We start from the raw sequence: 22404 nt of genomic DNA, 5'->3' as shown, positions 1-22404 counted from the left end.
TGGACTACGCTCAACCCGGTTCATGAACTCTCCCTGTCGGAACTCGGTCTGACAGGAGGCAATACATGTCGACTCGCGTTAAACTGCGCGGGTTTTCAGCCCCCCATCTCCGGAGCCATCCATGTCCCGCGTTACCCTGAGTCGCTATTTGATTGAGCAGACCCGCAGCAATAACACGCCTGCCGATCTGCGTTTCCTGATCGAAGTGGTCGCGCGTGCGTGCAAGGAAATCAGCCATGCCGTCTCCAAAGGCGCGCTGGGTGGGGTTCTGGGCAGCATGGGCACAGAAAACGTGCAGGGTGAAGTACAGAAGAAACTCGACGTGCTTTCCAACGAAATCCTCCTCGAAGCCAACGAATGGGGCGGTCACCTGGCCGGCATGGCGTCCGAAGAAATGGACAATGCCTACCAGATCCCCGGCAAATACCCGAAAGGCGCCTACCTGCTGGTATTCGACCCGTTGGACGGTTCGTCGAACATCGATATCAACGCCCCGGTCGGGACCATCTTCTCGGTGCTGCGTTGCCCGAACGAGTACCTGAGCCAGAACGAAGCCCTGAACGAAAAGGCCTTTCTGCAGCCAGGTACCGAGCAGGTAGCCGCCGGTTATGCCATCTATGGCCCACAGACCATGCTGGTGCTGACCCTGGGCGATGGCGTGAAAGGCTTTACCCTTGACCGTGAAATGGGCAGCTTCGTGCTGACCCATGAAGACATCACGATCCCGGCCTCTACCCAGGAGTTCGCGATCAACATGTCCAACCAGCGTCACTGGGAAGCGCCGGTCCAACGTTACGTCGGTGAACTGCTGGCCGGCGAAGAAGGCCCGCTGAAAAAGAACTACAACATGCGCTGGGTCGCCGCGATGGTGGCGGACGTGCACCGCATCCTGACCCGTGGCGGTCTGTTCATGTACCCGCGCGACAGCCGCGAGCCGTCCAAGCCGGGCAAGCTGCGCCTGATGTACGAAGCCAACCCGATGTCGTTCCTGGTGGAGCAGGCGGGCGGTGCGTCCACCGACGGTCACCAGCGTATTCTCGATATCAAGCCGGACGGCCTGCACCAGCGCGTTGCGGTGTTCCTCGGCTCCAAGGAAGAAGTGGCACGGATCACCGGCTACCACAAGGACTGAACCCATGTCCGCGCCCTGGCAGCCCTTGCTTGAGTGGTGGTTCGGTTCAGCCGGGACGACCGCCGGGCAGGTGGCCGACAAGGGCCGGTTGTGGTTCGGCAAGCGCGACAGCCAGGACCTTGAAGCGCGCGAGCGTTTCGGGGTCCAGGTCGAGCAGGCACTGGCTGGCGATTTGGCTGAGTGGACGCAATGTCCCGAAGGCTGGCTGGCGCTGGTGCTGTTGCTCGATCAACTGCCGCGGATGATCTTCCGTGACACCCCCAAGGCTTTCTCCGGTGATGCCCGCGCCCAGGCGCTGGTGGCGCAAGGGCTGGCTGCGGATTTTGATCGGCGGTTGTCGGCGATAGAGCGGGTGTTTGTCTATCTGGTGTTCGAGCATTGCGAACACCTGGCGGTACAGAACGAGGCAGTGTCGCGTTTTGCGGCGTTGTTGGCGGAGCAGGTGGAGGTGGATCGGGGGATATTTGCCGATTATCTGGACTATGCCGAGCGGCATCGTGACGTTATTGCCCGGTTTGGGCGTTTTCCCCATCGCAATGCCATTCTTGGGCGTGAGTCTACGGCTGAGGAAGTGGTGTTTTTGCGGGAACCGGGTTCACGGTTCTAGATCGGCTGTGTGGCGGATGGCCCTTTCGCGGGCAAGCCCTGCTCCTACAGTATGGCGTCGATCACAGATTTTGTGCGCGACACAAACCTGTAGGAACAGGGCTTGCCCGCGAAGAGGCCAAAAGCCCCCCCGCAGATCTCAGATCCGGAAACTCCCCACCAACTGCTTCAACCGCGCCGCCTGCTGTTCCAGGTCCGCGCATGCGCGCAAGGTCGATTGCAGGTTTTCCACACCTTCCTGGTTCAGCGTATTGATCTCGGTAATATCGACATTGATCGACTCCACCACCGCCGTCTGTTCCTCGGTTGCGGTCGCCACCGACTGGTTCATGCCGTCGATCTCGCCGATCCGCTGGGTCACGCTGCCCAGCCGCTCACCCGCCTGGTTGGCGATGCCGACGCTGCTTTCGCTCTGACGCTGGCTGTCGGTCATGATGCTCACTGCTTCCCGGGCGCCGACCTGCAACTCTTCAATCATCTTCTGCACTTGCTGCGCCGAATCCTGGGTGCGGTGCGCCAGGTTGCGCACCTCATCGGCCACCACCGCAAACCCACGCCCGGCCTCACCGGCCCGTGCCGCCTCGATGGCCGCGTTGAGCGCCAGCAGGTTGGTCTGCTGGGAAATACCGGTGATCACTTCGAGGATCTGCCCGATATTCACCGTGTTGCTGTTCAGGGTCTCGATATTGCCGCATGAATCGCTGATCTTGGCCGACAGTTGCTGCATCGCACCGATGGTTTTTTCCACCACCTGCTGGCCGTCTTCCGCCAGGCTGCGGGCTTCGCTGGAATGCTGCGAGGCGAGGGCGGCGTTCTGCGCGATCTCCTGGGCCGCGGCGCCGAGTTCGTTGATTGCCGCCGCCACGCTGCTGGTACGGCTGGCCTGTTGGTCGGAGTTATGCATCGACGAGTTGGAGGCGCTGACCACCCGCAAGGCCACTTCGTTGACCTGGCCGGTGGCCGAAGCCACTTCGCGGATCGAGGTGTGGATACGTTCGACGAAGCGGTTGAAGGACATGCCCAGGGTGCCGAACTCATCGTGGCCGTGGATGACCAGGCGTTTGGTCAGGTCGCCTTCACCCTCGGCGATGTCGTGCATGGCGCGACCCATCAGGTGCAACGGCTGCATCAACACGCGGATCAGCATGCTCAGCAGGGCGATGATAATGATCACGGCGATCACCGTGGCGATGATCGCCGAGGTGCGGAACTCGCTGAGCATGGAGAACGCGGTTTCCTGGTCGAGCACCAGGGCGACGTACCAGTCCACCGAGGACACGCCGCTGACATGGGTGAAGGAGATGAACTGTTGCTTGCCGTCGACCTCGACTTCCTTGAGCCCGGCACTGATTTTCGGTGCGCCGCTGGGGTAGGCGTCAGAGAGGTTTTTCAGGATCAGCTTGCTGTCCGGGTGAATCAGGATCTTGCCGTCGGCGCTGACGATGAACGCGTGCCCGTGACCACCGAAGTTCAACGAGTTGATAATGGCGCTGATGCTGCCCAGGTCTATATCGGCGCCGGCCACGCCGATGAATTGGCCCTGATGCTGTACCGGGGTGGCCAGGGTGATCACCAGCTTGCCGGAGGAGGCGGCGATGTAGGGTTCGGTGACGATGGTCTGTTGGGCGGCGGTGGCCGCCTTGTACCAGCCGCGTGAGCGTGGATCGTAGTCGGCGGGGCGGTTGCCCACCGGAACCGAGGTCATTACGCCCTCCGCGCTGCCGAAATAGCTGAGCTGGAAGTTGCTGCCGTAGGCGGGCAGGCCGATGGCGTGTTTCAGGCTGTCGGCGGAGCTGCCGTCCGCGGCGATCTGCTGGGACAGCGATTGCAGAAGCTGAATGCGACTTTCCAGCCAGGTCTGGATATTGCTGGTGGTCAGGCTGCCCAAGGCCTGCATCGAGTCCTCGGTGCTGTGGCGCAGGGCCTCGCGTTGGCGGTAGTCGTTGAACAGGATGAAGCAGGCGAACGCCACTGCGACCACCAGGGCCGCCGCCAACAGAATCTTATGGCTGAACTTGAAATTTTTGGTCATGAAATGGGCTGTCCACAGGGGGGCTGGTCACCGGGGGGGCGTCAATTTGCCACAGGTCTGCACCTGTGGGGCAATTTCTCTTGATCAACGTCGGCGTCGGAAGTCCTTGTCCTGCTTTTCCATTGCTCGCCATATTGGGGCGTTGCGCCGTGAACATCGGCGTGCGGGCCTTTCATACAGGCAAAATGGTATTACCTGAATATGTCGACACCATTGCCCCGAATATTAATTTTCGAACGACAAAACCGACGAAATACCTTTTTCGCTGAAAAAGCGCCTGAAAATTCTTGAAGGAAGTTGCTGTAAGAAAAGCACCCGTGCTCGGGAACCAGATGGCCCTTTTCTCTTCTAAGCTTGCGGTAGGCAGCCGTGCCCACCTTTGAGCCCCAGGAGTTCCCCATGTCGTTGCGCTCTCTCGCCCTTTTGTCGTTCTGCGTGCTGTTGGTCGCGTGCAGCAAGGTCAATCAGGAAAACTACTCGAAAATCTCCGCGGGCATGGCCAAGGCCGATGTCGAGAAATTGCTCGGCTCGCCTTCGGACTGTTCCGGCGCACTGGGCATGTCCAGTTGCACCTGGGGTAACAAGAACAGCTTTATCAGCGTGCAGTACGCCGGTGACAAAGTCCTGATGTTTTCCGGGCAAGGCCTGAAGTAAACCGGGGCGATCGCCCACGGGAGAAGAACAATGTTGCGTTTAGTGGTCACTCTTTTGGCTGGCTTGTTGCTGGCTGGTTGCGCTACGTCCGGCGACGATTTGGCGCCCAAGACCGCAGGTCACGTGGACCTGAACCGTTACCAGGGTACCTGGTACGAGTTGGCACGGATGCCGATGTATTTCCAGCGCAATTGCGCGCAGTCGGAGGCCCGCTACAGTCTGATGGCGGACGGCAAGGTCGCGGTGTTCAACCGTTGCCTGACCGAGCAGTGGACCTGGGAGGAAGCCAAGGGCACGGCGACGCCGCAGGTCCCGGGGCAGACCGACAAGCTGTGGGTGAAGTTCGATAACTGGTTCACGTCGCTGTTGCCGGGCGTGGCCAAGGCCGACTACTGGATTCTGTATGTCAGCGACGACTACAAGACGGCGCTGGTTGGCAATCCGAATCGTCGTTACCTGTGGTTGTTGTCGCGTACCACCAAGGTCAGCGTGGAGACCCGCGAGGACCTGCTGAGCCGCGCGCGCCAGCAGGGTTACGACACCACCCGGCTGATCTGGCGCACGCCGGATTCGAAGATGCCCAACTGAGTCGGGGGCGTATGCGCCCCCTTCAGGAACCGTGGGTTCAGTTCAGCAGATCACGCAGCACCTGGGTAAACGCCCGGGCGCTTTCTTCTTCGCCCGCATGCCGACCACCGCGCACTGCCCACTGGCCGTTGACCATCACGTCGCGCACCTGGCGGTCGCCGCCGGCGAACAACCAGCGGTTGAGAATGCCGTCGTCCCGGGCCGTGGCCAGGTACGGGTCGTTGCCGTCGAGTACCAGCCAGTCGGCGCGCTTGCCGACTTCCAGCCGACCGATCGCCTGCCCCAGGGCCTGGGCACCGCCGTCCAGTGCCGCGTCATACAGCGTGCGTCCGACCATCGGCTGGTCGGCGCGGTACAGGCGGTTACGCCGCTGGTCGCGCAGGCGCTGGCCATATTCCAGCCAGCGCAGCTCTTCCACCACGCTCAATGACACATGGCTGTCGGAACCGATACCCATCCGCCCTCCCTGGGCGAGGAAGTTCACCGCCGGGAAAATCCCGTCGCCGAGGTTGGCCTCGGTGGTCAGGCACAGGCCGGCAATCGCCCGGCTCTTCGCCATGCGCGTGAATTCCTCGGTGTCGGCGTGGGTCGCGTGCACCAGGCACCAGCGCTCATCCACCTCGACATTGTCGTACAGCCATTGCAGCGGACGCTTGCCGCTCCAGCTCAGGCAGTCGTCGACTTCCTTCTGTTGCTCGGCGATATGGATATGCACCGGGCAGTGCTTGTCGCTGGCGGCCAGCACTTCATTGATCTGCCCGGGCGTCACTGCCCGCAGCGAGTGGAAACACAACCCGAGGGCCTGGGCCGGCTGTCTGGCGAGAAAAGGCTGCAAACGTGCCTGCAACTTCAGGTAATTCTCGGTGCTGTTGATAAAGCGGCGCTGCCCTTCGTTGGGTGCCTGGCCGCCGAAGCCGGAGTGGCTGTAGAGCACCGGCAGCAGGGTCAGGCCGATGCCGGCGTCGCTGGCCGCGTGGCTGATGCGCAAGGCCAGTTCGGCCGGATCGGCGTAGGGCTGGCCGTTGGTGTCGTGGTGCACATAGTGGAACTCGGCCACCGAGGTGTAGCCGGCCTTGAGCATCTCGATATATAACTGGCGGGCGATGATGCCCATCTGTTCCGGGCTGATCTTGCCCACCAGCCGATACATCAGGTCGCGCCAGGTCCAGAAGCTGTCGTTGGGATTGCCGGCGACTTCCGCCAGGCCGCCCATGGCGCGCTGGAAAGCGTGGGAATGCAGGTTCGGCATGCCCGGCAGCAGCGGGCCGCCCAGCCGTTCGGCACCTTCTGCATGGGAATCGGCCTGGACCTGGGTCAGTACGCCCGCGGCGTTGACCTCCAGGCGTACATTGTTGGCCCATCCACTAGGCAGCAGCGCGCGTTCGGCAAAGAAAGCGGACATGGTTCAGCACCCCATCGTGTGTTATTTGTATATACATATACAGACGTTTGCGTGCCCGGTAAACTCCGGCAAGCTAGCCATCTTTGAATCAAACAAGGATTTCCCGTGCCGACTCCGCCTGCCAACCACCCGCTGGCTGCCCATATGGGCGACAGTCCGGCGCCGCTATACGCCCGCGTCAAACAGATGATCAGCCAGCAGATCGACAGCGGAAACTGGCCGCCGCATTACCGCGTGCCGTCCGAAAGCGAGCTGGTGGAACAACTCGGCTACAGCCGCATGACCATCAACCGGGCCCTGCGGGAAATGACCGCCGAAGGCCTGCTGGTGCGCATGCAGGGTGTCGGCACGTTTGTCGCCGAGCCCAAGAGCCAGTCGGCGCTGTTCGAAGTGCATAACATTGCCGATGAGATCGCTTCGCGCGGCCATCGGCACACCTGCAAGATCATCACTCTCGGGGAGGAGGCCGCCGGTTCCGAGCGCGCCGTGGCCCTGGATATGCGTGAAGGGCAGAAGGTCTTCCACTCGCTGATCGTGCATTTCGAGAACGATATCCCGGTGCAGATCGAGGATCGTTTCGTCAATGCGCTGGTGGCGCCAGACTACCTCAAGCAGGATTTCACCCTGCAGACTCCCTATGCCTATCTGTCCCAGGTCGCGCCGCTGACCGAGGGCGAGCACGTGGTCGAAGCCATCCTCGCCGAGGCCGAGGAGTGCAAGCTGTTGCAGATCGAGCCGGGCGAGCCGTGCCTGCTGATTCGCCGCCGGACCTGGTCCGGTCGTCAGCCGGTGACCGCCGCCCGTCTGATCCACCCCGGTTCCCGTCATCGTCTGGAAGGACGCTTTAGCAAATGAGCCAGTTGAAAGTCTTGCGCGCGGCGGATTACCCGCGCATGCCGTGGAAAAACGGCGGCGGCAGCACCGAGGAAATCACCCGGGACGCGGGCGAAGGCCTGGACGGCTTCGGCTGGCGCCTGTCGATTGCCGATATCGGCGAGTCGGGCGGGTTTTCCACCTTTGCCGGTTATGAGCGGATCATTACCGTATTGCAAGGCGCGGGCATGACCTTGCAGGTCGATGGCCAGCGTACGCGCGCCTTGTTGCCGCTGGATCCGTTTGCCTTCAGCGGCGCGAGCCAGGTGAGCTGCACCCTGATCGACGGGGCGATCCGCGACTTCAACCTGATCTATGCGCCGGATCGCTACCGCGCGCGCCTGCAATGGCTCGATGCCGCGCAGCCGAAGCGCTTTTTCAGTTCGGCGGCGGTGTTGCTGATTTTCAGCGTCAGCGAGCAATTGCATGTCGGCCTGGGTAACAGCGGCTATGAAGTGCTGGGGCGGCATGACTGCCTGCAACTGGACGGCAACGACGGGCTGCTGGAAGTGGCCGTGACCGGGCGTTGCTGTGTGATCGAGCTGACGCCCGCCTGACAGACGGCTCCCAATTTGTGGTGAGTGGGCGAGCCCACTCACCACATGGCGTTATCGTTTCCACCCCGCCCCATTTTGTTACCGAACGCCCCAGCATGGCGCAAAACCCTGCCTCGGTAACAGCTTCCTGCCTGCCGCCTGTCATCCTCCTGCAATTTCATTTCCCGCTCAAAGTCCTGTCCCACAAGGCCTGCGGGGCATCCTGAAAAATTCTTCTGCTCGCGATTTGCAAGTTGGCCGCCTGATTGCATATGCTTGTATGTACAAGTAAAGATGTGTGCGTATGAGTCATCAGGGAGATCGACGCACCGCCCCCTAATTTCTGCTTGTGCCGGGGACCTTCCCCCACAGGCTTGCTCGCCCGTTGCCTGGGCTGGTTTGGACGATCGCAGAGGAGTTATTTCGTGACTGAGAATACCCAGAAACCTACCGCCACTTTTACCAAGCGCCGTGACGTCGAAATCCGTGCCGCCCGTGGCAACAAGCTGACCGCGAAAAGCTGGCTGACCGAAGCGCCACTGCGGATGCTGATGAACAACCTCGACCCCGAAGTGGCCGAGAACCCCAAGGAACTGGTGGTCTACGGCGGTATCGGCCGGGCCGCGCGGAACTGGGAGTGCTACGACAAGATCGTCGAGAGCCTGACCAACCTGAATGAAGACGAGACCCTGCTGGTGCAATCCGGCAAGCCGGTCGGCGTCTTCAAGACCCACAGCAACGCCCCGCGCGTACTGATCGCCAACTCCAACCTGGTGCCACACTGGGCGAATTGGGAGCACTTCAACGAACTCGACGCCAAGGGCCTGGCCATGTACGGCCAGATGACCGCCGGCAGCTGGATCTACATCGGCAGCCAGGGCATCGTCCAGGGCACCTACGAAACCTTCGTCGAAGCCGGTCGCCAGCACTACGACAACAACCTGAAAGGTCGTTGGGTCCTGACCGCGGGCCTCGGCGGCATGGGCGGCGCACAGCCTCTGGCGGCAACCCTGGCCGGCGCCTGCTCGCTGAACATCGAGTGCCAGCAGGTCAGCATCGATTTCCGCCTGAACAGCCGTTATGTCGATGAACAAGCCACCGACCTCGACGACGCCCTGGCGCGTATCGCCAAGTACACCAAGGCAGGCCAGGCCATCTCCATTGCCCTGCTCGGCAACGCGGCGGAAATCCTGCCGGAGCTGGTCAAGCGTGGCGTGCGTCCGGACATGGTCACCGACCAGACCAGCGCCCACGACCCGCTCAACGGCTACCTGCCGGCCGGCTGGACCTGGGAAGAGTACCGTGCCCGCGCCATCACTGAACCCGCAGTGGTCGTGAAGGCCGCCAAGGCGTCGATGGCCGTGCACGTCAAGGCCATGCTCGACTTCCAGAAACAAGGCATCCCGACCTTCGACTACGGCAACAACATCCGTCAGATGGCCCAGGAAGAAGGCGTGGAAAACGCATTCGACTTCCCGGGTTTCGTCCCGGCTTATATCCGTCCGCTGTTCTGCCGTGGTATCGGTCCGTTCCGTTGGGCTGCACTGTCGGGCGATCCGCAGGACATCTACAAGACCGACGCCAAGGTCAAGGAACTGATCCCGGACGACGCCCACCTGCACAACTGGCTGGACATGGCCCGCGAGCGCATCAGCTTCCAGGGTCTGCCGGCGCGGATCTGCTGGGTCGGCCTGGGCCTGCGCGCCAAGCTCGGCCTGGCGTTCAACGAGATGGTCCGCAGCGGCGAGCTGTCGGCGCCGATCGTGATCGGTCGCGACCACCTGGACTCCGGTTCCGTGGCCAGCCCGAACCGTGAAACCGAGTCGATGCAGGACGGTTCCGATGCCGTGTCCGACTGGCCACTGCTCAACGCCTTGCTCAACACCGCCAGCGGCGCGACCTGGGTGTCCCTGCACCACGGCGGCGGCGTCGGCATGGGCTTCTCCCAGCACTCGGGCATGGTGATCGTCTGTGACGGTACCGACGAAGCGGCCGAGCGTATCGCTCGCGTTCTGCACAACGACCCGGCCACCGGCGTTATGCGTCACGCCGATGCCGGTTACCAGATCGCCATCGACTGCGCGAAAGAGCAGGGCCTGAACCTGCCGATGATTACCGGTAAATAAGCGGTTGGAGGAAACCCGATCTGTAGGAACCGGCAAACCGGCTCCTACAGATCGGGTGTTTCACCTGGAGCCTGTTTCACAACGCTGTGCACCTAACTAAAACAATCCACAGAGGTTGAACAATGTCTGCGTCAAATGATCGTGCAAGCAGCAAACCGTTGATCGAAAGGCGTTCGATCGACTACATCCCGGAAGCGGAAAGACACGGTCGTCTACTCAGTCAGTTCACCCTGTGGTTGGGTGCCAACCTGCAAATCACCGCGATTGTCACGGGCGCCTTGGCGGTCGTGCTCGGCGGTGATGTCTACTGGTCGCTGATCGGCCTGCTGATCGGGCAACTGATCGGTGGCGGGGTCATGGCGTTGCACGCCGCGCAAGGTCCGCAACTGGGCCTGCCGCAGATGATTTCCAGCCGTGTGCAGTTCGGTGTCTATGGGGCGGTGATCCCGTTGGTGCTGGTGTGCCTGATGTATATCGGCTTTTCCGCCAGCGGTTCGCTGCTGGCGGGGCAGGCGGTGGCGCAGCTGCTGCATGTGGAAGACTGGGTCGGCATTGTGTTGTTCGCCGCCAGTATCCTGGTCTGCACCATCTTCGGTTACCGGGTGATCCACGGCATCGGCCGGATCGCCAGCGTGCTCGGGGTGGTTGCCTTCGTCTACCTGTTCTACAAACTGTTGGCCGGCAACGATATCTCGGCGCTGCTCGGCAACAAGCATTTCTCCCTGGCGAGTTTCCTGTTGGCGATGTCCTTGTCGGCATCCTGGCAGATCGCGTTCGGGCCTTATGTGGCGGATTACTCGCGTTATCTGCCGCGCAGCACTTCGCCGGTGAAAACCTTCTGGGCCGTGGGCCTGGGTTCGGTGATCGGCGCGCAGGCGTCCATGGTCTTCGGCGTCTTCGCCGCCGCCCTGGCCGGCTCGCAGTTCTCCCACCACGAAGTCTCGTTCATCGTCAGCCTCGGCGGCACCGGCGCGGTCGCGGCGGCGCTGTATTTCGCCGTGGCCTTCGGCAAGGTGACGGTCACCACCCTGAACGCCTATGGCAGCTTCATGTCGATCGCCACCATCATCAGCGGTTTCCGTGGCAACCGGCATATCTCCAGTGGTGTGCGCCTGCTGTACATCTTCATCATGGTCAGCGTCTCCGCGGCCCTGGCGCTGCTGGGCAAGGATTCGTTCCTCAAGGAATTCTCCTCCTTCATCCTGTTCCTGCTGGCGTTCTTCACGCCCTGGAGCGCGATCAACCTGGTGGACTTCTACTGCATCACCAAGGAACGCTATGACATTCCCGCGCTGTCCAATCCCAAGGCGCGCTACGGCGGCTGGAACATCCTGGGCATCAGCATCTATGTGTTCGGCGTGCTGATCCAGATGCCGTTTATCAACACCCAGTTCTACACCGGCTCCCTGGTGGCGGGCCTGGGCGATACTGATATCTCCTGGATCATCGGCCTGGTGGTGCCGGCGGCGTTGTACTACGTCGCGGCGAAGAAGTGGCATGGGGCAATTCCTGATCGTCTGATCCTGCCGGTAGAGTCGGCCGTGGAAGCGCCGGCCCAGCCCCGTGGTCGCGTACAACCAGCGTCGAACTGACCGGTTGCAGCCGGGTGTCCACGTGGGTGAGCGTGGACAGGGCCTGCTCGCAGGCCAACCCGGGCCGCTAGTCTCATGAGCGGCGTTAACCCTTTTATGATTTGGAGCGGCACAGTATGAAGATGACCAAGACCCTGCTGACCACGGCGCTGTCCCTGGGCCTGTTGGTCGTGGCCGGCGCAAGCCAGGCCGCCGGCTGGTGCGAATCCGGCAAGCCGGTGAAGTTCGCGGGTCTGAATTGGGAAAGCGGCATGCTCTTGACCGACATGCTGCAATTCGTGCTGGAAAAGGGTTACGACTGCAAGACCGACGCCCTGCCGGGCAACTCCATCACCATGGAAAACGCCCTGAGCAGCAACGATATCCAGGTTTTCGCCGAGGAGTGGGTCGGCCGCAGCGAAGTCTGGAACAAGGCTGAAAAAGCCGGCAAGGTCGTCGGGGTTGGCGCTCCGGTGGTGGGTGCCGTCGAAGGTTGGTATGTGCCGCGCTACGTGATCGAGGGCGATGCCAAGCGCAACCTCAAGGCCTTGGCGCCGAGCCTCAGGCACATTGCCGACCTGGGCCAATACGCCGCCCTGTTCAAGGACCCGGAAGAGCCGAGCAAAGGCCGCTTCTACAATTGCCCGGCGGGCTGGACCTGTGAGCTGGAAAACAGCGAGATGCTGAAAAGCTACGGTCTGGAAAAGTCCTATACCAACTTTCGCCCTGGCACCGGCCCGGCACTGGACGCCGCCGTGCTGTCGAGCTACAAGCGTGGCGAGCCCATTCTGTTCTACTACTGGTCGCCGACGCCCCTGATGGGCCAGGTCGACCTGGTGAAACTGGAGGAGAAACCCGGTGTCGACAAGCGCGTGAGCATCAAGGTCGGTCTGTCGAAGACCTTCCACGAGCAAGCGCCCGAGCTGGTCGCCGTCCTGGAAAAGGCTAACCTGCCCATCGATCTGCTGAACCAGAACCTCGGTCGCATGACCAGGGAGCGGATCGAATCGCCGAAACTGGCGAAAATCTTCCTCAAGGAACACCCTGAGGTCTGGCAGGCTTGGGTCAGCGCTGACGCTGCCAAGAAAATCAACGCGGCTCTGTAGGTCGACTACCTCCCGGCTAACCGAGAGGCTGGCCGGGAAGTTCGCCACAACCACTTGATCGAGAGTTTCCAATGTTTCCCGAACGTTTCACATTTTCCATCGCCGACTGGGTCAACAGTTGGGTCGATGCACTGGTGACCAACTACGGCGATGTGTTCCGCCAGATCTCCGACACCCTGCTGTGGGCCATCGTCAATCTGGAAGGCCTGCTGCGCCTGGCGCCCTGGTGGTTGATGCTGGCCATTGTCGGCGGGATCGCCTGGCATGCCACCCGTAAGTGGGTGACGACGCTGGTGATCGTCGGCCTGTTGTTCCTGGTGGGCGCGGTCGGCCTGTGGGACAAGCTGATGCAGACCCTGGCGCTGATGCTGGTGGCCACCCTGATTTCGGTGCTGATCGGGATTCCCCTGGGGATTCTCTCGGCACGCAGCAACCGCCTGCGTTCGGTGCTGATGCCGCTGCTGGACATCATGCAGACCATGCCCAGCTTCGTGTACCTGATTCCGGTGCTGATGCTCTTCGGCCTGGGCAAGGTCCCGGCGATCTTCGCCACGGTGATTTATGCCGCACCGCCGCTGATCCGCCTGACCGACCTGGGCATCCGCCAGGTCGACGGCGAAGTGATGGAGGCGATCAACGCCTTTGGCGCCAACCGCTGGCAGCAACTGTTCGGCGTGCAACTGCCGCTGGCCCTGCCGAGCATCATGGCCGGGATCAACCAGACCACCATGATGGCGCTGTCGATGGTGGTGATCGCCTCGATGATCGGTGCCCGTGGTTTGGGCGAAGACGTGCTGGTGGGGATCCAGACCCTGAATGTCGGTCGCGGCCTGGAAGCCGGCCTGGCGATCGTGATTCTCGCGGTGGTGATTGACCGCATTACCCAGGCCTATGGTCGTCCACGCCATGAGGTGAGCAAATGAGCGAGCCCATCGTCAGCAAGATCGAAGTCAAGAACGTCTTCAAGATCTTCGGTTCACGCGAGAAGGACGCGATGAACCTGATTCGCCAGGGCAAGACCAAGGACCAGGTGCTGGCCGAGACCGGTTGCGTGATCGGGGTCAACGACCTGTCGCTGAGTGTCAGTACCGGTGAGATTTTCGTGATCATGGGCTTGTCGGGTTCCGGCAAGTCGACCCTGGTACGGCATTTCAACCGCCTGATCGACCCGACCAGCGGCGCGATCCTGGTGGACGGCGTGGACATTCTCCAGCACGACATGGAGGCGCTACGCGAATTCCGTCGGCACAAGATCAGCATGGTGTTCCAGAGCTTCGGCCTGTTGCCCCACAAGACCGTGCAGGAAAACGTCGCCTACGGCCTCAAGGTCCGTGGCGAGAGCAAGGAAGTCTGCGCCGAGCGCGCCTTGCACTGGATCAATACCGTGGGCCTGAAGGGCTACGAGAACAAGTACCCGCACCAGCTGTCGGGCGGTATGCGCCAGCGTGTGGGCCTGGCCCGGGCGTTGGCGGCGGACACCGACATCATTCTGATGGACGAGGCCTTCAGTGCCCTGGACCCGCTGATCCGGGCGGAGATGCAGGATCAGTTGCTGGAGCTGCAGAAGACCCTGCACAAGACCATCGTGTTTATCACCCATGACCTGGATGAAGCGGTGCGGATCGGCAATCGGATTGCGATTCTCAAGGACGGCAAGTTGATTCAGGTCGGGACGCCGAAGGAGATCCTGCATTCGCCGGCGGATGAGTATGTGGATCGGTTTGTTCAGCGGCGTGCCGCGATCGTTTAAGCAGATGAGGTTGAAGATGTCCCAGGCTGAAAAAATCGTTATCGCCGACGCCCCGTTGCGTTGGCAGGATGTGGTCGCGGTGGCCCGTCATGGCGCGTTGCTTGAATTGGCGCCGCAGACCTGGGCCCGGATCGACAACGCCCAGGCCATCGTCCAGCGCATCGTTGTCAGCGGTGAGCGCGCCTATGGCGTGAACACCGGCCTCGGCGCGCTATGCAATGTCTCGCTGTCCGGCGAACAACTCAGCCAGTTGTCGCGCAACACCCTGCTCAGCCATGCCTGCGGCGTCGGCGCGCCGCTGCCCGACGAACAGACCCGGGCCATCCTCTGCGCCGCCATCGTCAACTACAGCCACGGCAAGTCCGGCCTGCATCGCCAGGTGGTCGAAGCCCTGCTGGCCCTGCTCAACCGCGGTATCACCCCGCAAGTGCCGGCCCAGGGCTCGGTGGGTTACCTGACCCATATGGCCCATATCGGCATCGCCCTGCTCGGTGTCGGCCAGGTGAGCTATCGCGGGCAGATCGTTCCGGCGCACCAGGCCCTGGCCGCCGAAGGCCTGCAACCGGTGCAACTGGGGGCCAAGGACGGTCTCTGCCTGGTCAACGGCACGCCGTGCATGACCGGCCTGAGCTGCCTGGCCCTGGCCGATGCGACCCGCCTGCTGCAATGGGCCGATGTGGTCGGCGCCATGAGCTTCGAGGCCCAGCGTGGGCAGATCGCCGCGTTCGACGCGGAAATCATTGCGCTCAAGCCCCATCCCGGCATGCAGCAGGTCGGCAACAACCTGCGCAGCCTGCTCGACGGTAGTGAAGTGATCGCCGCCAGCCTGGGGATTCGGACCCAGGACGCCCTGAGCCTGCGTTCCATCCCGCAAGTCCACGGCGCTGCCCGCGACCAGTTGGAGCACGCCACCCGGCAGATCGAAATCGAACTCAACGGTTGCACCGACAACCCGCTGCTGCTGGGTACGCCGGACAACTACCGGGTGATGTCCCAAGCCAACCCCCATGGTCAATCGGTGGCCCTGGCGGCTGACCTGCTGGCGATTGCCATGGCGGAAATCGGCTCGATTGCCGAACGCCGTCTCGACCGCCTGATCAACCCCCATGTGAGCGGCCTGCCGGCCTTCCTGGTGAGCAACCCCGGGGTCAACTCCGGGATGATGATCGTGCAGTACGTCGCCGCGTCCCTCTGTGCGGAAAACCGTCAGTTGGCGCAGCCGGCGGTGCTCGACAACTACGTCACCTCGGGCCTGCAGGAAGACCACCTGAGCCTGGGCACCAACGCCGCGCTGAAATTGCACCGGGCCCTGGAAAACTGCACGCAGATCCTCGCCATCGAGTACCTGCTGGCGGCCCAGGCCTTCGAATTCCTCAAGGAGCAGCGTTTCGGCGCCGGCACCGAGCGCGCCTGGAAACTGCTGCGCGAGCGCGTTCCGGCCTACGACCAGGACCGCTGGCTGGCACCGGACATTGCCAGCGCGGCGAGCCTGCTCAAGGACCCACTATTGATCCAGGGCAGGTTTCCCGACCTGCACTGATTCCACGAATAACCAGCGTGCCAAGGCGCCTCCGGCTCAAAAAGTCGGCGGCGACGGATAACGGAAGCTTCCGGAGCGTCTGGTAGTTGATAAAACTCTCAAAAGGAGCATGAATGTGACTGCGTTGAACCTGATTCCCGGCCAACTGAGCCTGGCCCAACTGCGTGCCATCTACCAGCAGCCGGTGAAACTGACCCTGGACGACAGTGCCTCGGCACAGATCGAAGCCAGCGTGGCCTGCGTCGAACAGATCCTCGCCGAAAACCGCACCGCCTACGGCATCAACACCGGTTTCGGCCTGCTGGCCTCGACCCGTATCGCCAGCGAAGACCTGGAAAACCTCCAGCGCTCCCTGGTGCTGTCCCATGCCGCCGGTGTCGGCGCGCCGATCAGCGATGCGCTGGTACGCCTGATCATGGTGCTCAAGGTCAACAGCCTGAGCCGCGGTTTCTCCGGGATTCGCCGCCAGGTGATCGACGCCCTGATCGCCCTGATCAATGCCGAGGTCTACCCGCATATTCCGCTGAAAGGTTCGGTCGGTGCTTCCGGCGACCTCGCGCCGCTGGCCCATATGTCCCTGGTGCTGCTGGGTGAAGGCAAGGCCCGCTACAAGGGTGAGTGGCTGGATGCCCACGCCGCGCTGAAACAGGCCGGCCTGCAACCGCTGACCCTGGCCGCGAAGGAAGGCCTGGCGCTGCTCAACGGCACCCAGGTGTCCACCGCCTTTGCCCTGCGCGGTCTGTTCGAAGGCGAAGACCTGTTCGCGGGTGCCCTGGTCAGCGGTGCGCTGACGGTTGAAGCGGTACTGGGTTCGCGTTCGCCGTTCGATCCGCGTATCCATGCCGCCCGTGGTCAACATGGTCAGATCGATGCGGCTGCCGCCTATCGCCACCTGCTGGGCGAGCGCAGCGAAGTGTCCGACTCCCACGAGAACTGCGAGAAGGTCCAGGACCCGTACTCCCTGCGTTGCCAGCCACAGGTCATGGGCGCCTGCCTGACCCAGTTCCGCCAGGCCGCCGAAGTGCTGGTGATCGAAGCCAACGCGGTGTCCGATAACCCGCTGGTGTTCGCCGCAGAAGGCGATGTGATCTCGGGCGGCAACTTCCACGCCGAGCCGGTGGCCATGGCCGCTGACAACCTGGCGTTGGCGATTGCCGAAATCGGTTCCCTGAGCGAGCGCCGCATCTCGCTGATGATGGACAAGCATATGTCGCAGCTGCCGCCGTTCCTGGTGGCCAATGGCGGCGTCAACTCCGGCTTCATGATCGCCCAGGTGACCGCCGCGGCCCTCGCCAGCGAGAACAAGGCCCTGGCGCACCCCCACAGCGTCGACAGCCTGCCGACTTCCGCGAACCAGGAAGACCATGTGTCGATGGCCCCGGCGGCTGGCAAGCGTCTGTGGGAAATGGCTGAAAATACCCGTGGGATTCTGGCGGTGGAATGGCTGGCGGCTTGCCAGGGTCTGGACCTGCGCAATGGCCTGAAAACCTCGCCGGCCCTGGAAACCGCGCGGGCGACCTTGCGTGAGGAAGTGGCGTACTACGAGAAGGACCGTTTCTTTGCCCCGGATATCGAGGCGGCGACCGAGTTGCTGGCTTCCCGTTGCCTGAATGCCCTGGTCCCGGCTAAGTTGCTGCCAAGCCTGTAAGCGTTGCCCGAGAACGGACTGGGGTTGAGCTCGCTCGTCACAAGGCGGCGGGTCAGCCAGTTTGCGGGTTGTTGCCACCCGGCAGATGCGTTTTGCCTGCGCGTGCCGGGTTGGGTACTCTGCGACCCCTTTTGCGGCCGGGCGGCCGCAAGACACTCGCCATCAGTCTGATTCTCATCGAGTTTTACCGATAAGAATAATTAAGGACGAGCAATGCAACAGCAAGTCAAAGGTTTGAAACGCGGGCTTTCTGCCCGACATATTCGCTTTATGGCCCTGGGGTCCGCTATCGGCACCGGGCTGTTCTACGGCTCCGCCTCGGCCATCCAGATGGCCGGTCCGGCCGTGCTGCTGGCCTACCTGATCGGCGGTGCCGCGGTGTTCATGGTCATGCGCGCCCTCGGCGAAATGGCCGTGCACGATCCGGTCGCCGGTTCCTTCGGCCACTACGCCAGCACCTACATCGGTCCCCGTTCCGGTTTTATCCTCGGTTGGACCTATGCATTCGAGATGGTTATCGTCGGCCTGGCCGACGTCACGGCCTTCGGCATCTATATGGGCTTCTGGTTTCCCGACGTCGATCGCTGGGTCTGGGTGCTCGGCGTGGTCTTCTTTATCGGCGCGCTGAACCTGTGCACGGTCAAGGTCTTCGGCGAAATGGAGTTCTGGCTTTCGCTGCTCAAGGTCGGCGCCATTGTCGCGATGATCCTCGGCGGCTTCGGCATTATGTTCTTCGGCATCAGCACGGCCACGCCCTCGGCGAGCGTCGGTATCAGTAACCTCTGGAGCAACGGCGGCTTCATGCCCAACGGCGCGGCCGGGATGATCGCCTCGTTCGCGGTGGTCATGTTCGCCTTCGGCGGTATCGAGATCATCGGTGTCACCGCCGGTGAAGCCCAGGACCCGCAGCGGGTGATCCCCAAGGCGATCAACGCGGTGCCACTGCGCATCCTGCTGTTCTACGTGCTGACCCTGTTCGTGCTGATGTCCCTCTACCCGTGGCAGCAGATCGGCAACCAGGGCAGTCCCTTCGTGCAGATCTTCCAGAACCTGGGGATCGGCTCGGCGGCAACCATCCTCAATATCGTGGTGATCTCGGCGGCGATTTCCGCCATCAACAGCGATATCTTCGGCGCCGGGCGCATGATGTACGGCCTGGCCGAGCAAGGTCATGCGCCGAAGTCCTTTGCCAAGCTGTCCCGCGCCGGCGTGCCGTGGATGACCGTGGTGGTCATGGCCGCCGCGCTGCTGCTGGGGGTGCTGCTCAACTACCTGATCCCGGAAGACGTGTTCCTGCTGATCGCGTCCATCGCCACCTTCGCCACGGTGTGGGTGTGGATCATGATTCTGCTCACCCAGGTGGCCATGCGCCGTTCCATGAGCCGTGAACAGGCCGCGCAACTGAAGTTCCCGGTGCCGTTCTGGCCCTATGCGCCGATGGCGGCGATTGCCTTCATGGTGTTTATCTTCGGCGTGCTGGGCTATTTCCCCGACAGCCGGCCGGCGCTGATCGTCGGTGCGATCTGGATCGGCCTGCTGGTGCTGGCCTACCAGGTCTGGGTCAAGCCGAAGGCGGCCCAGGCCGCAGGCGCTCAGCAAGAACCTGCTTTGTCTCATCGATAACCTAACGGAGGCCCCGGATGAAAACGCTTTGGCAGAACTGTCACGTTGCAAGCATGGCGCAAGGCACTTACTCGATCATCGAGGATGCCGCCATCGTGACCGTGGCGTCGACGATCGAGTGGATCGGCCCGCGCGCCGAACTGCCGGCGGCGGATTATCCCCGGGTCGAGGATCTGGACGGCGCCTGGGTCACGCCGGGGCTGATCGATTGCCACACCCACACGGTGTTCGGCGGCAACCGCAGCGGTGAATTCGAGCAGCGCCTGCAAGGCGTGAGTTATGCCGAGATCGCCGCCGCCGGTGGCGGGATTGCCAGCACCGTGCGGGCGACCCGTGCCGCCAGCGAGGACGAGCTCTTCGCCAGCGCCCGGCAACGCCTGACCTGCCTGCTGCGCGACGGTGTGACCAGCGTCGAGATCAAGTCCGGCTACGGCCTGGACCTGGACAGCGAGCGCAAGATCCTCAAGGTGATTCGCCGTCTCGGCGCCGAGCTGCCGGTCAGTGTGCGCAGCACCTGCCTGGCCGCCCATGCCTTGCCGCCGGAATATGTCGGGCGGGCCGACGATTATATCGAGCATATCTGCAGCGAAATGCTTCCGGCCCTGGCAGCCGAAGGCCTGGTGGATGCGGTGGATGCCTTCTGCGAATACCTGGCGTTTTCCCCCGATCAGGTCGAGCGGGTATTCAAGGTCGCGCAGCAACTGGGCCTGCCGGTGAAGTTGCATGCCGAGCAGCTGTCGTCACTGCATGGTTCGAGCCTGGCGGCGCGTTACCAGGCGCTGTCGGCGGACCACCTGGAATTCATGACCGAAGAGGACGCCATCGCCATGGCCGCCTCCGGTACCGTCGCGGTGCTGTTGCCCGGGGCGTTCTACTTTCTGCGCGAAACCCAGTTGCCGCCGATGGATGCCCTGCGCAAACACGGCGTGAAAATAGCCATCGCCAGCGACCTCAACCCTGGCACCTCGCCGGCGCTGTCCCTGCGCTTGATGCTGAACATGGCCTGCACCCTGTTCCGCATGACCCCGGAAGAAGCCCTGGCCGGTGTTACCCAGCATGCCGCCACGGCGTTGGGCATGGGTGCTACCCACGGTTCGCTGGAGATCGGCAAGGTTGCGGATTTCGTCGCCTGGCAGATCGAGCGCCCGGCGGACCTGGCCTACTGGCTGGGCGGTGATCTGAGCAAGCGCGTGGTGCGCCATGGTGTCGAAGTATTGATCTAGGAGATTGTCCTGTGGATAACGTTCTGAGTTTCAAACAAGGTCGCGTGCCGCTGTTGATCAGCATGCCCCATGCCGGTGTGCAGTTGACCCCGGCGGTCAAGGCCGGGTTGGTCCCCGAGGCACAAAGCCTGGAGGACACCGACTGGCACATCCCGCGGCTCTATGATTTCGCCGCTGACCTGGGCGCCAGCACTCTGGAGGCCCGTTATTCGCGGTTTGTCATCGACCTGAACCGGCCGTCCGACGACAAGCCGCTGTACGTCGGTGCCACCACCGGCCTGTATCCAGCCACCCTGTTCAATGGTGAGCCGTTGTTCGTCGAAGGGCAGGTGCCGTCGGCCGAGGAGCGGGCGAACTACCTGGAGCAGGTCTGGATGCCTTATCACCAGACCTTGCAGCAGGAACTGGCGCGGCTCAAGGCCGAGTTCGGTTACGCCTTGCTGTTCGACGCCCACTCGATTCGCTCGGTGGTCCCGCACCTGTTCGACGGCAAACTGCCGGACTTCAACCTGGGCACCTTCAACGGTGCCAGCTGCGACCCACAACTGGCGGCTCGGCTGGAAGGCATCTGTGCCGGGCATCCGGCTTATAGCCATGTGCTGAACGGGCGCTTCAAGGGCGGGCATATCACCCGTCACTATGGTGACCCGGCGCAGAACATCCACGCGGTGCAGCTCGAACTGGGGCAGTGCACCTACATGGAAGAGTTCGAACCGTTCAACTACCGCAGCGACCTGGCGGAACCGACGCGGGTCGTGCTCAAGGAACTGCTGCAAGGCCTGCTGGCCTGGGGCCGCGAGCACTACGGGCGCTGATTTATCCCGGGAGCACCTCGACGCCCGGGCTCAGGAAGTCGATGTGATAACCGCTGGCGCCGTCCCCCAGGCCCACATGCACGCCGCTGACGCCTTCGTTCATCGGCGAGTTGTGGCTGTAGTTGATATTCGGTCCGATGGTGTCGTTGACGCCAATGGCGAACTCGCTGAGGAACAACCCCCGGTCGCCCGCGGCCCGCGCCAGCAGGCCGGCATATTCCTGCCCGGCGACCTTGAAGGAGCGCACCTGGTTGTGTTCGATGTGCAGCCAGGCCTGGTGCCGGGCGACACGCTGGGTCAGTTCCAGCAACTGTTCGTCGACGCCGCTGGCCAGCGGCGTCCGGCGACGGCCCTGGGAGGTCAGCAGGCCGCTGATGCGCAGGATACCGTTCAATTGGAAGAGGTCGGGGCTGTCCGGGCGCATGTGCGCGTAATGCACCTCGAACAATTCCGAGACGGACAATACGAACCGCTCGCTGATCTCGTCGCGGGTCGTGACATAGGGGGCCGAACGGCTTTTCAACCAGACATCGGCCCGCGATCCCTCTCCGACCAGATGCAGGCGTTGGTGCCGGCTCAAGAGCCTGAGATGGTCGCGCTGGCGCCTCAGGCAGTCGGCGAAATCGCTGCGCAGTAACAGCATCAGGCTGTACAGCGCATTTTCCAGGCCTGAATCGAAAGCGTGCAACGGGCAGAGAATGCATTGTTTGTCCCGGGTCCTGGCCGCGCGCTCATAGAATTGCCGGGCGCCCCGCCTGGTAAAGGAAAACACCAGGCTTTGCGCCGGCAGCGGTTCGGTCGAGTCGACGACGGCGGCATCCAGCCCCAGTTCGGAGAGGGCACGGATAAACATTTCGTTGTCAGCGAGAATGATGGCTTTCTCCGGGTAGGAAAGCAGGCCCGGCAAACAGTCTTGTTGCATTGGAAACTCCCTTTCACTTTTGCACGGCTACCCCGGCAGAACGGCTCCTGCCGCTCTACGTGACCTGGCTATTGAAGCGTTTATCGGGCCGGCTTGAACACTGACCGAACGGCTAGGCAGCGTCCGACGGAAGGGCGCGTGCGACAAATGCGTCTGTACACCCGCACTTTTGACAAGGGCATGCCGATTCCGCGATTCGGGTTTATGATGCCGGACGGCAGAATAATATGAAGTCCCCATCAGGGATGACCTCGACC

Annotated in this window: 19 protein-coding genes and 1 pseudogene; 16 read left to right on the top strand and 4 right to left on the bottom strand. The window is 62.5% G+C overall.

The features are described 5' to 3' along the window. Window positions 1-121: 121 nt before the first annotated feature. Together HX830_RS24560 and HX830_RS24555 are read left to right on the top strand one after the other, a co-directional pair. Window positions 122-1132, top strand: a complete 1011-nt coding sequence (locus HX830_RS24560; RefSeq protein ID WP_152737785.1) for a class 1 fructose-bisphosphatase — start codon at window positions 122-124, stop codon at window positions 1130-1132. A gap of 4 nt (window positions 1133-1136) precedes the next feature. Beyond that, window positions 1137-1739 (top strand): DUF924 family protein, encoded by a 603-nt coding sequence (locus HX830_RS24555; RefSeq protein ID WP_152737784.1) that lies wholly within the window; start codon window positions 1137-1139, stop codon window positions 1737-1739. A 138-nt stretch (window positions 1740-1877) separates the two neighbouring features. Here the strand turns inward: HX830_RS24555 and HX830_RS32620 are convergent, their stop codons facing one another. Then, entirely contained in the window at window positions 1878-2642 is a 765-nt protein-coding gene (locus HX830_RS32620) for a methyl-accepting chemotaxis protein (RefSeq protein ID WP_371317542.1), read from the bottom strand. 93 nt (window positions 2643-2735) lie between these two features. After that, a pseudogene (locus HX830_RS32615) lies at window positions 2736-3635 on the bottom strand (HAMP domain-containing protein); the annotation flags it as partial. A 534-nt stretch (window positions 3636-4169) separates the two neighbouring features. Between HX830_RS32615 and HX830_RS24545 the strand changes: the two are divergent. Both HX830_RS24545 and HX830_RS24540 read left to right on the top strand, forming a co-directional pair. Then, window positions 4170-4424 (top strand): hypothetical protein, encoded by a 255-nt coding sequence (locus HX830_RS24545; protein ID WP_103495495.1) that lies wholly within the window; start codon window positions 4170-4172, stop codon window positions 4422-4424. Window positions 4425-4454: 30 nt separating this feature from the next. Further along, entirely contained in the window at window positions 4455-5012 is a 558-nt protein-coding gene (locus HX830_RS24540) for a lipocalin family protein (protein ID WP_177103164.1), read from the top strand. 37 nt (window positions 5013-5049) lie between these two features. Here the strand turns inward: HX830_RS24540 and HX830_RS24535 are convergent, their stop codons facing one another. Then, on the bottom strand, window positions 5050-6414 hold the full coding sequence (locus tag HX830_RS24535; RefSeq protein ID WP_177103162.1) for a formimidoylglutamate deiminase: 1365 nt from the start codon (window positions 6412-6414) through the stop codon (window positions 5050-5052). Window positions 6415-6558: 144 nt separating this feature from the next. Between HX830_RS24535 and hutC the strand changes: the two genes are divergently transcribed. The 12 genes from hutC to hutG all read left to right on the top strand — a co-directional run bounded on the left by hutC (window position 6559) and on the right by hutG (window position 21225). Continuing rightward, complete coding sequence (gene hutC, locus HX830_RS24530; protein WP_152737845.1) at window positions 6559-7269, top strand: histidine utilization repressor; 711 nt, start codon at window positions 6559-6561, stop codon at window positions 7267-7269. Next, window positions 7266-7844, top strand: a complete 579-nt coding sequence (locus tag HX830_RS24525; protein WP_177103160.1) for a HutD/Ves family protein — start codon at window positions 7266-7268, stop codon at window positions 7842-7844. The genes hutC and HX830_RS24525 overlap by 4 nt, the downstream gene beginning before the upstream one ends. A 404-nt stretch (window positions 7845-8248) precedes the next feature. After that, window positions 8249-9949: a urocanate hydratase gene (gene hutU, locus HX830_RS24520; protein WP_103495490.1), complete on the top strand. Its 1701-nt coding sequence runs from the start codon at window positions 8249-8251 to the stop codon at window positions 9947-9949. Window positions 9950-10071: 122 nt separating this feature from the next. After that, window positions 10072-11541, top strand: a complete 1470-nt coding sequence (locus HX830_RS24515) for a purine-cytosine permease family protein (protein WP_103495489.1) — start codon at window positions 10072-10074, stop codon at window positions 11539-11541. Between the two features lie 116 nt (window positions 11542-11657). After that, on the top strand, window positions 11658-12626 hold the full coding sequence (locus HX830_RS24510) for an ABC transporter substrate-binding protein (protein ID WP_177103158.1): 969 nt from the start codon (window positions 11658-11660) through the stop codon (window positions 12624-12626). A 71-nt stretch (window positions 12627-12697) separates the two neighbouring features. Next, on the top strand, window positions 12698-13549 hold the full coding sequence (locus tag HX830_RS24505; RefSeq protein WP_100940369.1) for an ABC transporter permease: 852 nt from the start codon (window positions 12698-12700) through the stop codon (window positions 13547-13549). After that, on the top strand, window positions 13546-14376 hold the full coding sequence (locus tag HX830_RS24500; RefSeq protein ID WP_177103156.1) for a quaternary amine ABC transporter ATP-binding protein: 831 nt from the start codon (window positions 13546-13548) through the stop codon (window positions 14374-14376). Before HX830_RS24505 ends, HX830_RS24500 begins: the two co-directional genes overlap by 4 nt. Before the next feature lie 16 nt (window positions 14377-14392). Beyond that, window positions 14393-15916, top strand: a complete 1524-nt coding sequence (hutH, locus tag HX830_RS24495; RefSeq protein WP_177103154.1) for a histidine ammonia-lyase — start codon at window positions 14393-14395, stop codon at window positions 15914-15916. A gap of 109 nt (window positions 15917-16025) precedes the next feature. Beyond that, window positions 16026-17564, top strand: a complete 1539-nt coding sequence (gene hutH, locus HX830_RS24490) for a histidine ammonia-lyase (protein WP_177103152.1) — start codon at window positions 16026-16028, stop codon at window positions 17562-17564. 213 nt (window positions 17565-17777) lie between these two features. Beyond that, a complete protein-coding gene (locus HX830_RS24485) occupies window positions 17778-19187 on the top strand; it encodes an amino acid permease (protein ID WP_177103150.1) in 1410 nt (469 codons plus the stop codon). Window positions 19188-19204: 17 nt separating this feature from the next. After that, the gene (hutI, locus tag HX830_RS24480; RefSeq protein WP_177103148.1) at window positions 19205-20410 is read left to right on the top strand and encodes an imidazolonepropionase; all 1206 of its coding nucleotides are present in this window, start codon (window positions 19205-19207) and stop codon (window positions 20408-20410) included. 11 nt (window positions 20411-20421) lie between these two features. After that, window positions 20422-21225 (top strand): N-formylglutamate deformylase, encoded by an 804-nt coding sequence (hutG, locus tag HX830_RS24475; RefSeq protein WP_177103146.1) that lies wholly within the window; start codon window positions 20422-20424, stop codon window positions 21223-21225. Window position 21226: 1 nt separating this feature from the next. Here hutG and HX830_RS24470 read toward each other — a convergent pair whose 3' ends face one another. Further along, complete coding sequence (locus HX830_RS24470) at window positions 21227-22147, bottom strand: hypothetical protein (protein ID WP_152737774.1); 921 nt, start codon at window positions 22145-22147, stop codon at window positions 21227-21229. Between the last annotated feature and the right edge of the window lie 257 nt (window positions 22148-22404).

The sequence above is a fragment of the Pseudomonas gingeri genome (assembly GCF_013385425.1).
Taxonomy (GTDB): Bacteria; Pseudomonadota; Gammaproteobacteria; order Pseudomonadales; family Pseudomonadaceae; genus Aquipseudomonas; species Aquipseudomonas gingeri_D.
This window is presented reverse-complemented; position numbering and strand designations above follow the sequence as displayed.

What these genes read in the sequence shown, in the direction of transcription:
- HX830_RS24525 (WP_177103160.1), top strand. Translation starts at nt 7,266, where the DNA reads ATGAGCCAGTTGAAAGTCTTGCGCGCGGCGGATTACCCGCGCATGCCG.
- HX830_RS24545 (WP_103495495.1), top strand. Translation starts at nt 4,170, where the DNA reads ATGTCGTTGCGCTCTCTCGCCCTTTTGTCGTTCTGCGTGCTGTTGGTC.
- hutH (WP_177103154.1), top strand. Translation starts at nt 14,393, where the DNA reads ATGTCCCAGGCTGAAAAAATCGTTATCGCCGACGCCCCGTTGCGTTGG.
- HX830_RS24535 (WP_177103162.1), bottom strand. Translation starts at nt 6,414, where the DNA reads ATGTCCGCTTTCTTTGCCGAACGCGCGCTGCTGCCTAGTGGATGGGCC.
- hutH (WP_177103152.1), top strand. Translation starts at nt 16,026, where the DNA reads ATGAATGTGACTGCGTTGAACCTGATTCCCGGCCAACTGAGCCTGGCC.
- hutC (WP_152737845.1), top strand. Translation starts at nt 6,559, where the DNA reads ATGGGCGACAGTCCGGCGCCGCTATACGCCCGCGTCAAACAGATGATC.
- HX830_RS24485 (WP_177103150.1), top strand. Translation starts at nt 17,778, where the DNA reads ATGCAACAGCAAGTCAAAGGTTTGAAACGCGGGCTTTCTGCCCGACAT.
- HX830_RS32620 (WP_371317542.1), bottom strand. Translation starts at nt 2,642, where the DNA reads ATGCATAACTCCGACCAACAGGCCAGCCGTACCAGCAGCGTGGCGGCG.
- HX830_RS24515 (WP_103495489.1), top strand. Translation starts at nt 10,072, where the DNA reads ATGTCTGCGTCAAATGATCGTGCAAGCAGCAAACCGTTGATCGAAAGG.
- HX830_RS24540 (WP_177103164.1), top strand. Translation starts at nt 4,455, where the DNA reads ATGTTGCGTTTAGTGGTCACTCTTTTGGCTGGCTTGTTGCTGGCTGGT.
- HX830_RS24510 (WP_177103158.1), top strand. Translation starts at nt 11,658, where the DNA reads ATGAAGATGACCAAGACCCTGCTGACCACGGCGCTGTCCCTGGGCCTG.
- HX830_RS24560 (WP_152737785.1), top strand. Translation starts at nt 122, where the DNA reads ATGTCCCGCGTTACCCTGAGTCGCTATTTGATTGAGCAGACCCGCAGC.
- HX830_RS24500 (WP_177103156.1), top strand. Translation starts at nt 13,546, where the DNA reads ATGAGCGAGCCCATCGTCAGCAAGATCGAAGTCAAGAACGTCTTCAAG.
- HX830_RS24505 (WP_100940369.1), top strand. Translation starts at nt 12,698, where the DNA reads ATGTTTCCCGAACGTTTCACATTTTCCATCGCCGACTGGGTCAACAGT.
- hutI (WP_177103148.1), top strand. Translation starts at nt 19,205, where the DNA reads ATGAAAACGCTTTGGCAGAACTGTCACGTTGCAAGCATGGCGCAAGGC.
- HX830_RS24555 (WP_152737784.1), top strand. Translation starts at nt 1,137, where the DNA reads ATGTCCGCGCCCTGGCAGCCCTTGCTTGAGTGGTGGTTCGGTTCAGCC.
- HX830_RS24470 (WP_152737774.1), bottom strand. Translation starts at nt 22,147, where the DNA reads ATGCAACAAGACTGTTTGCCGGGCCTGCTTTCCTACCCGGAGAAAGCC.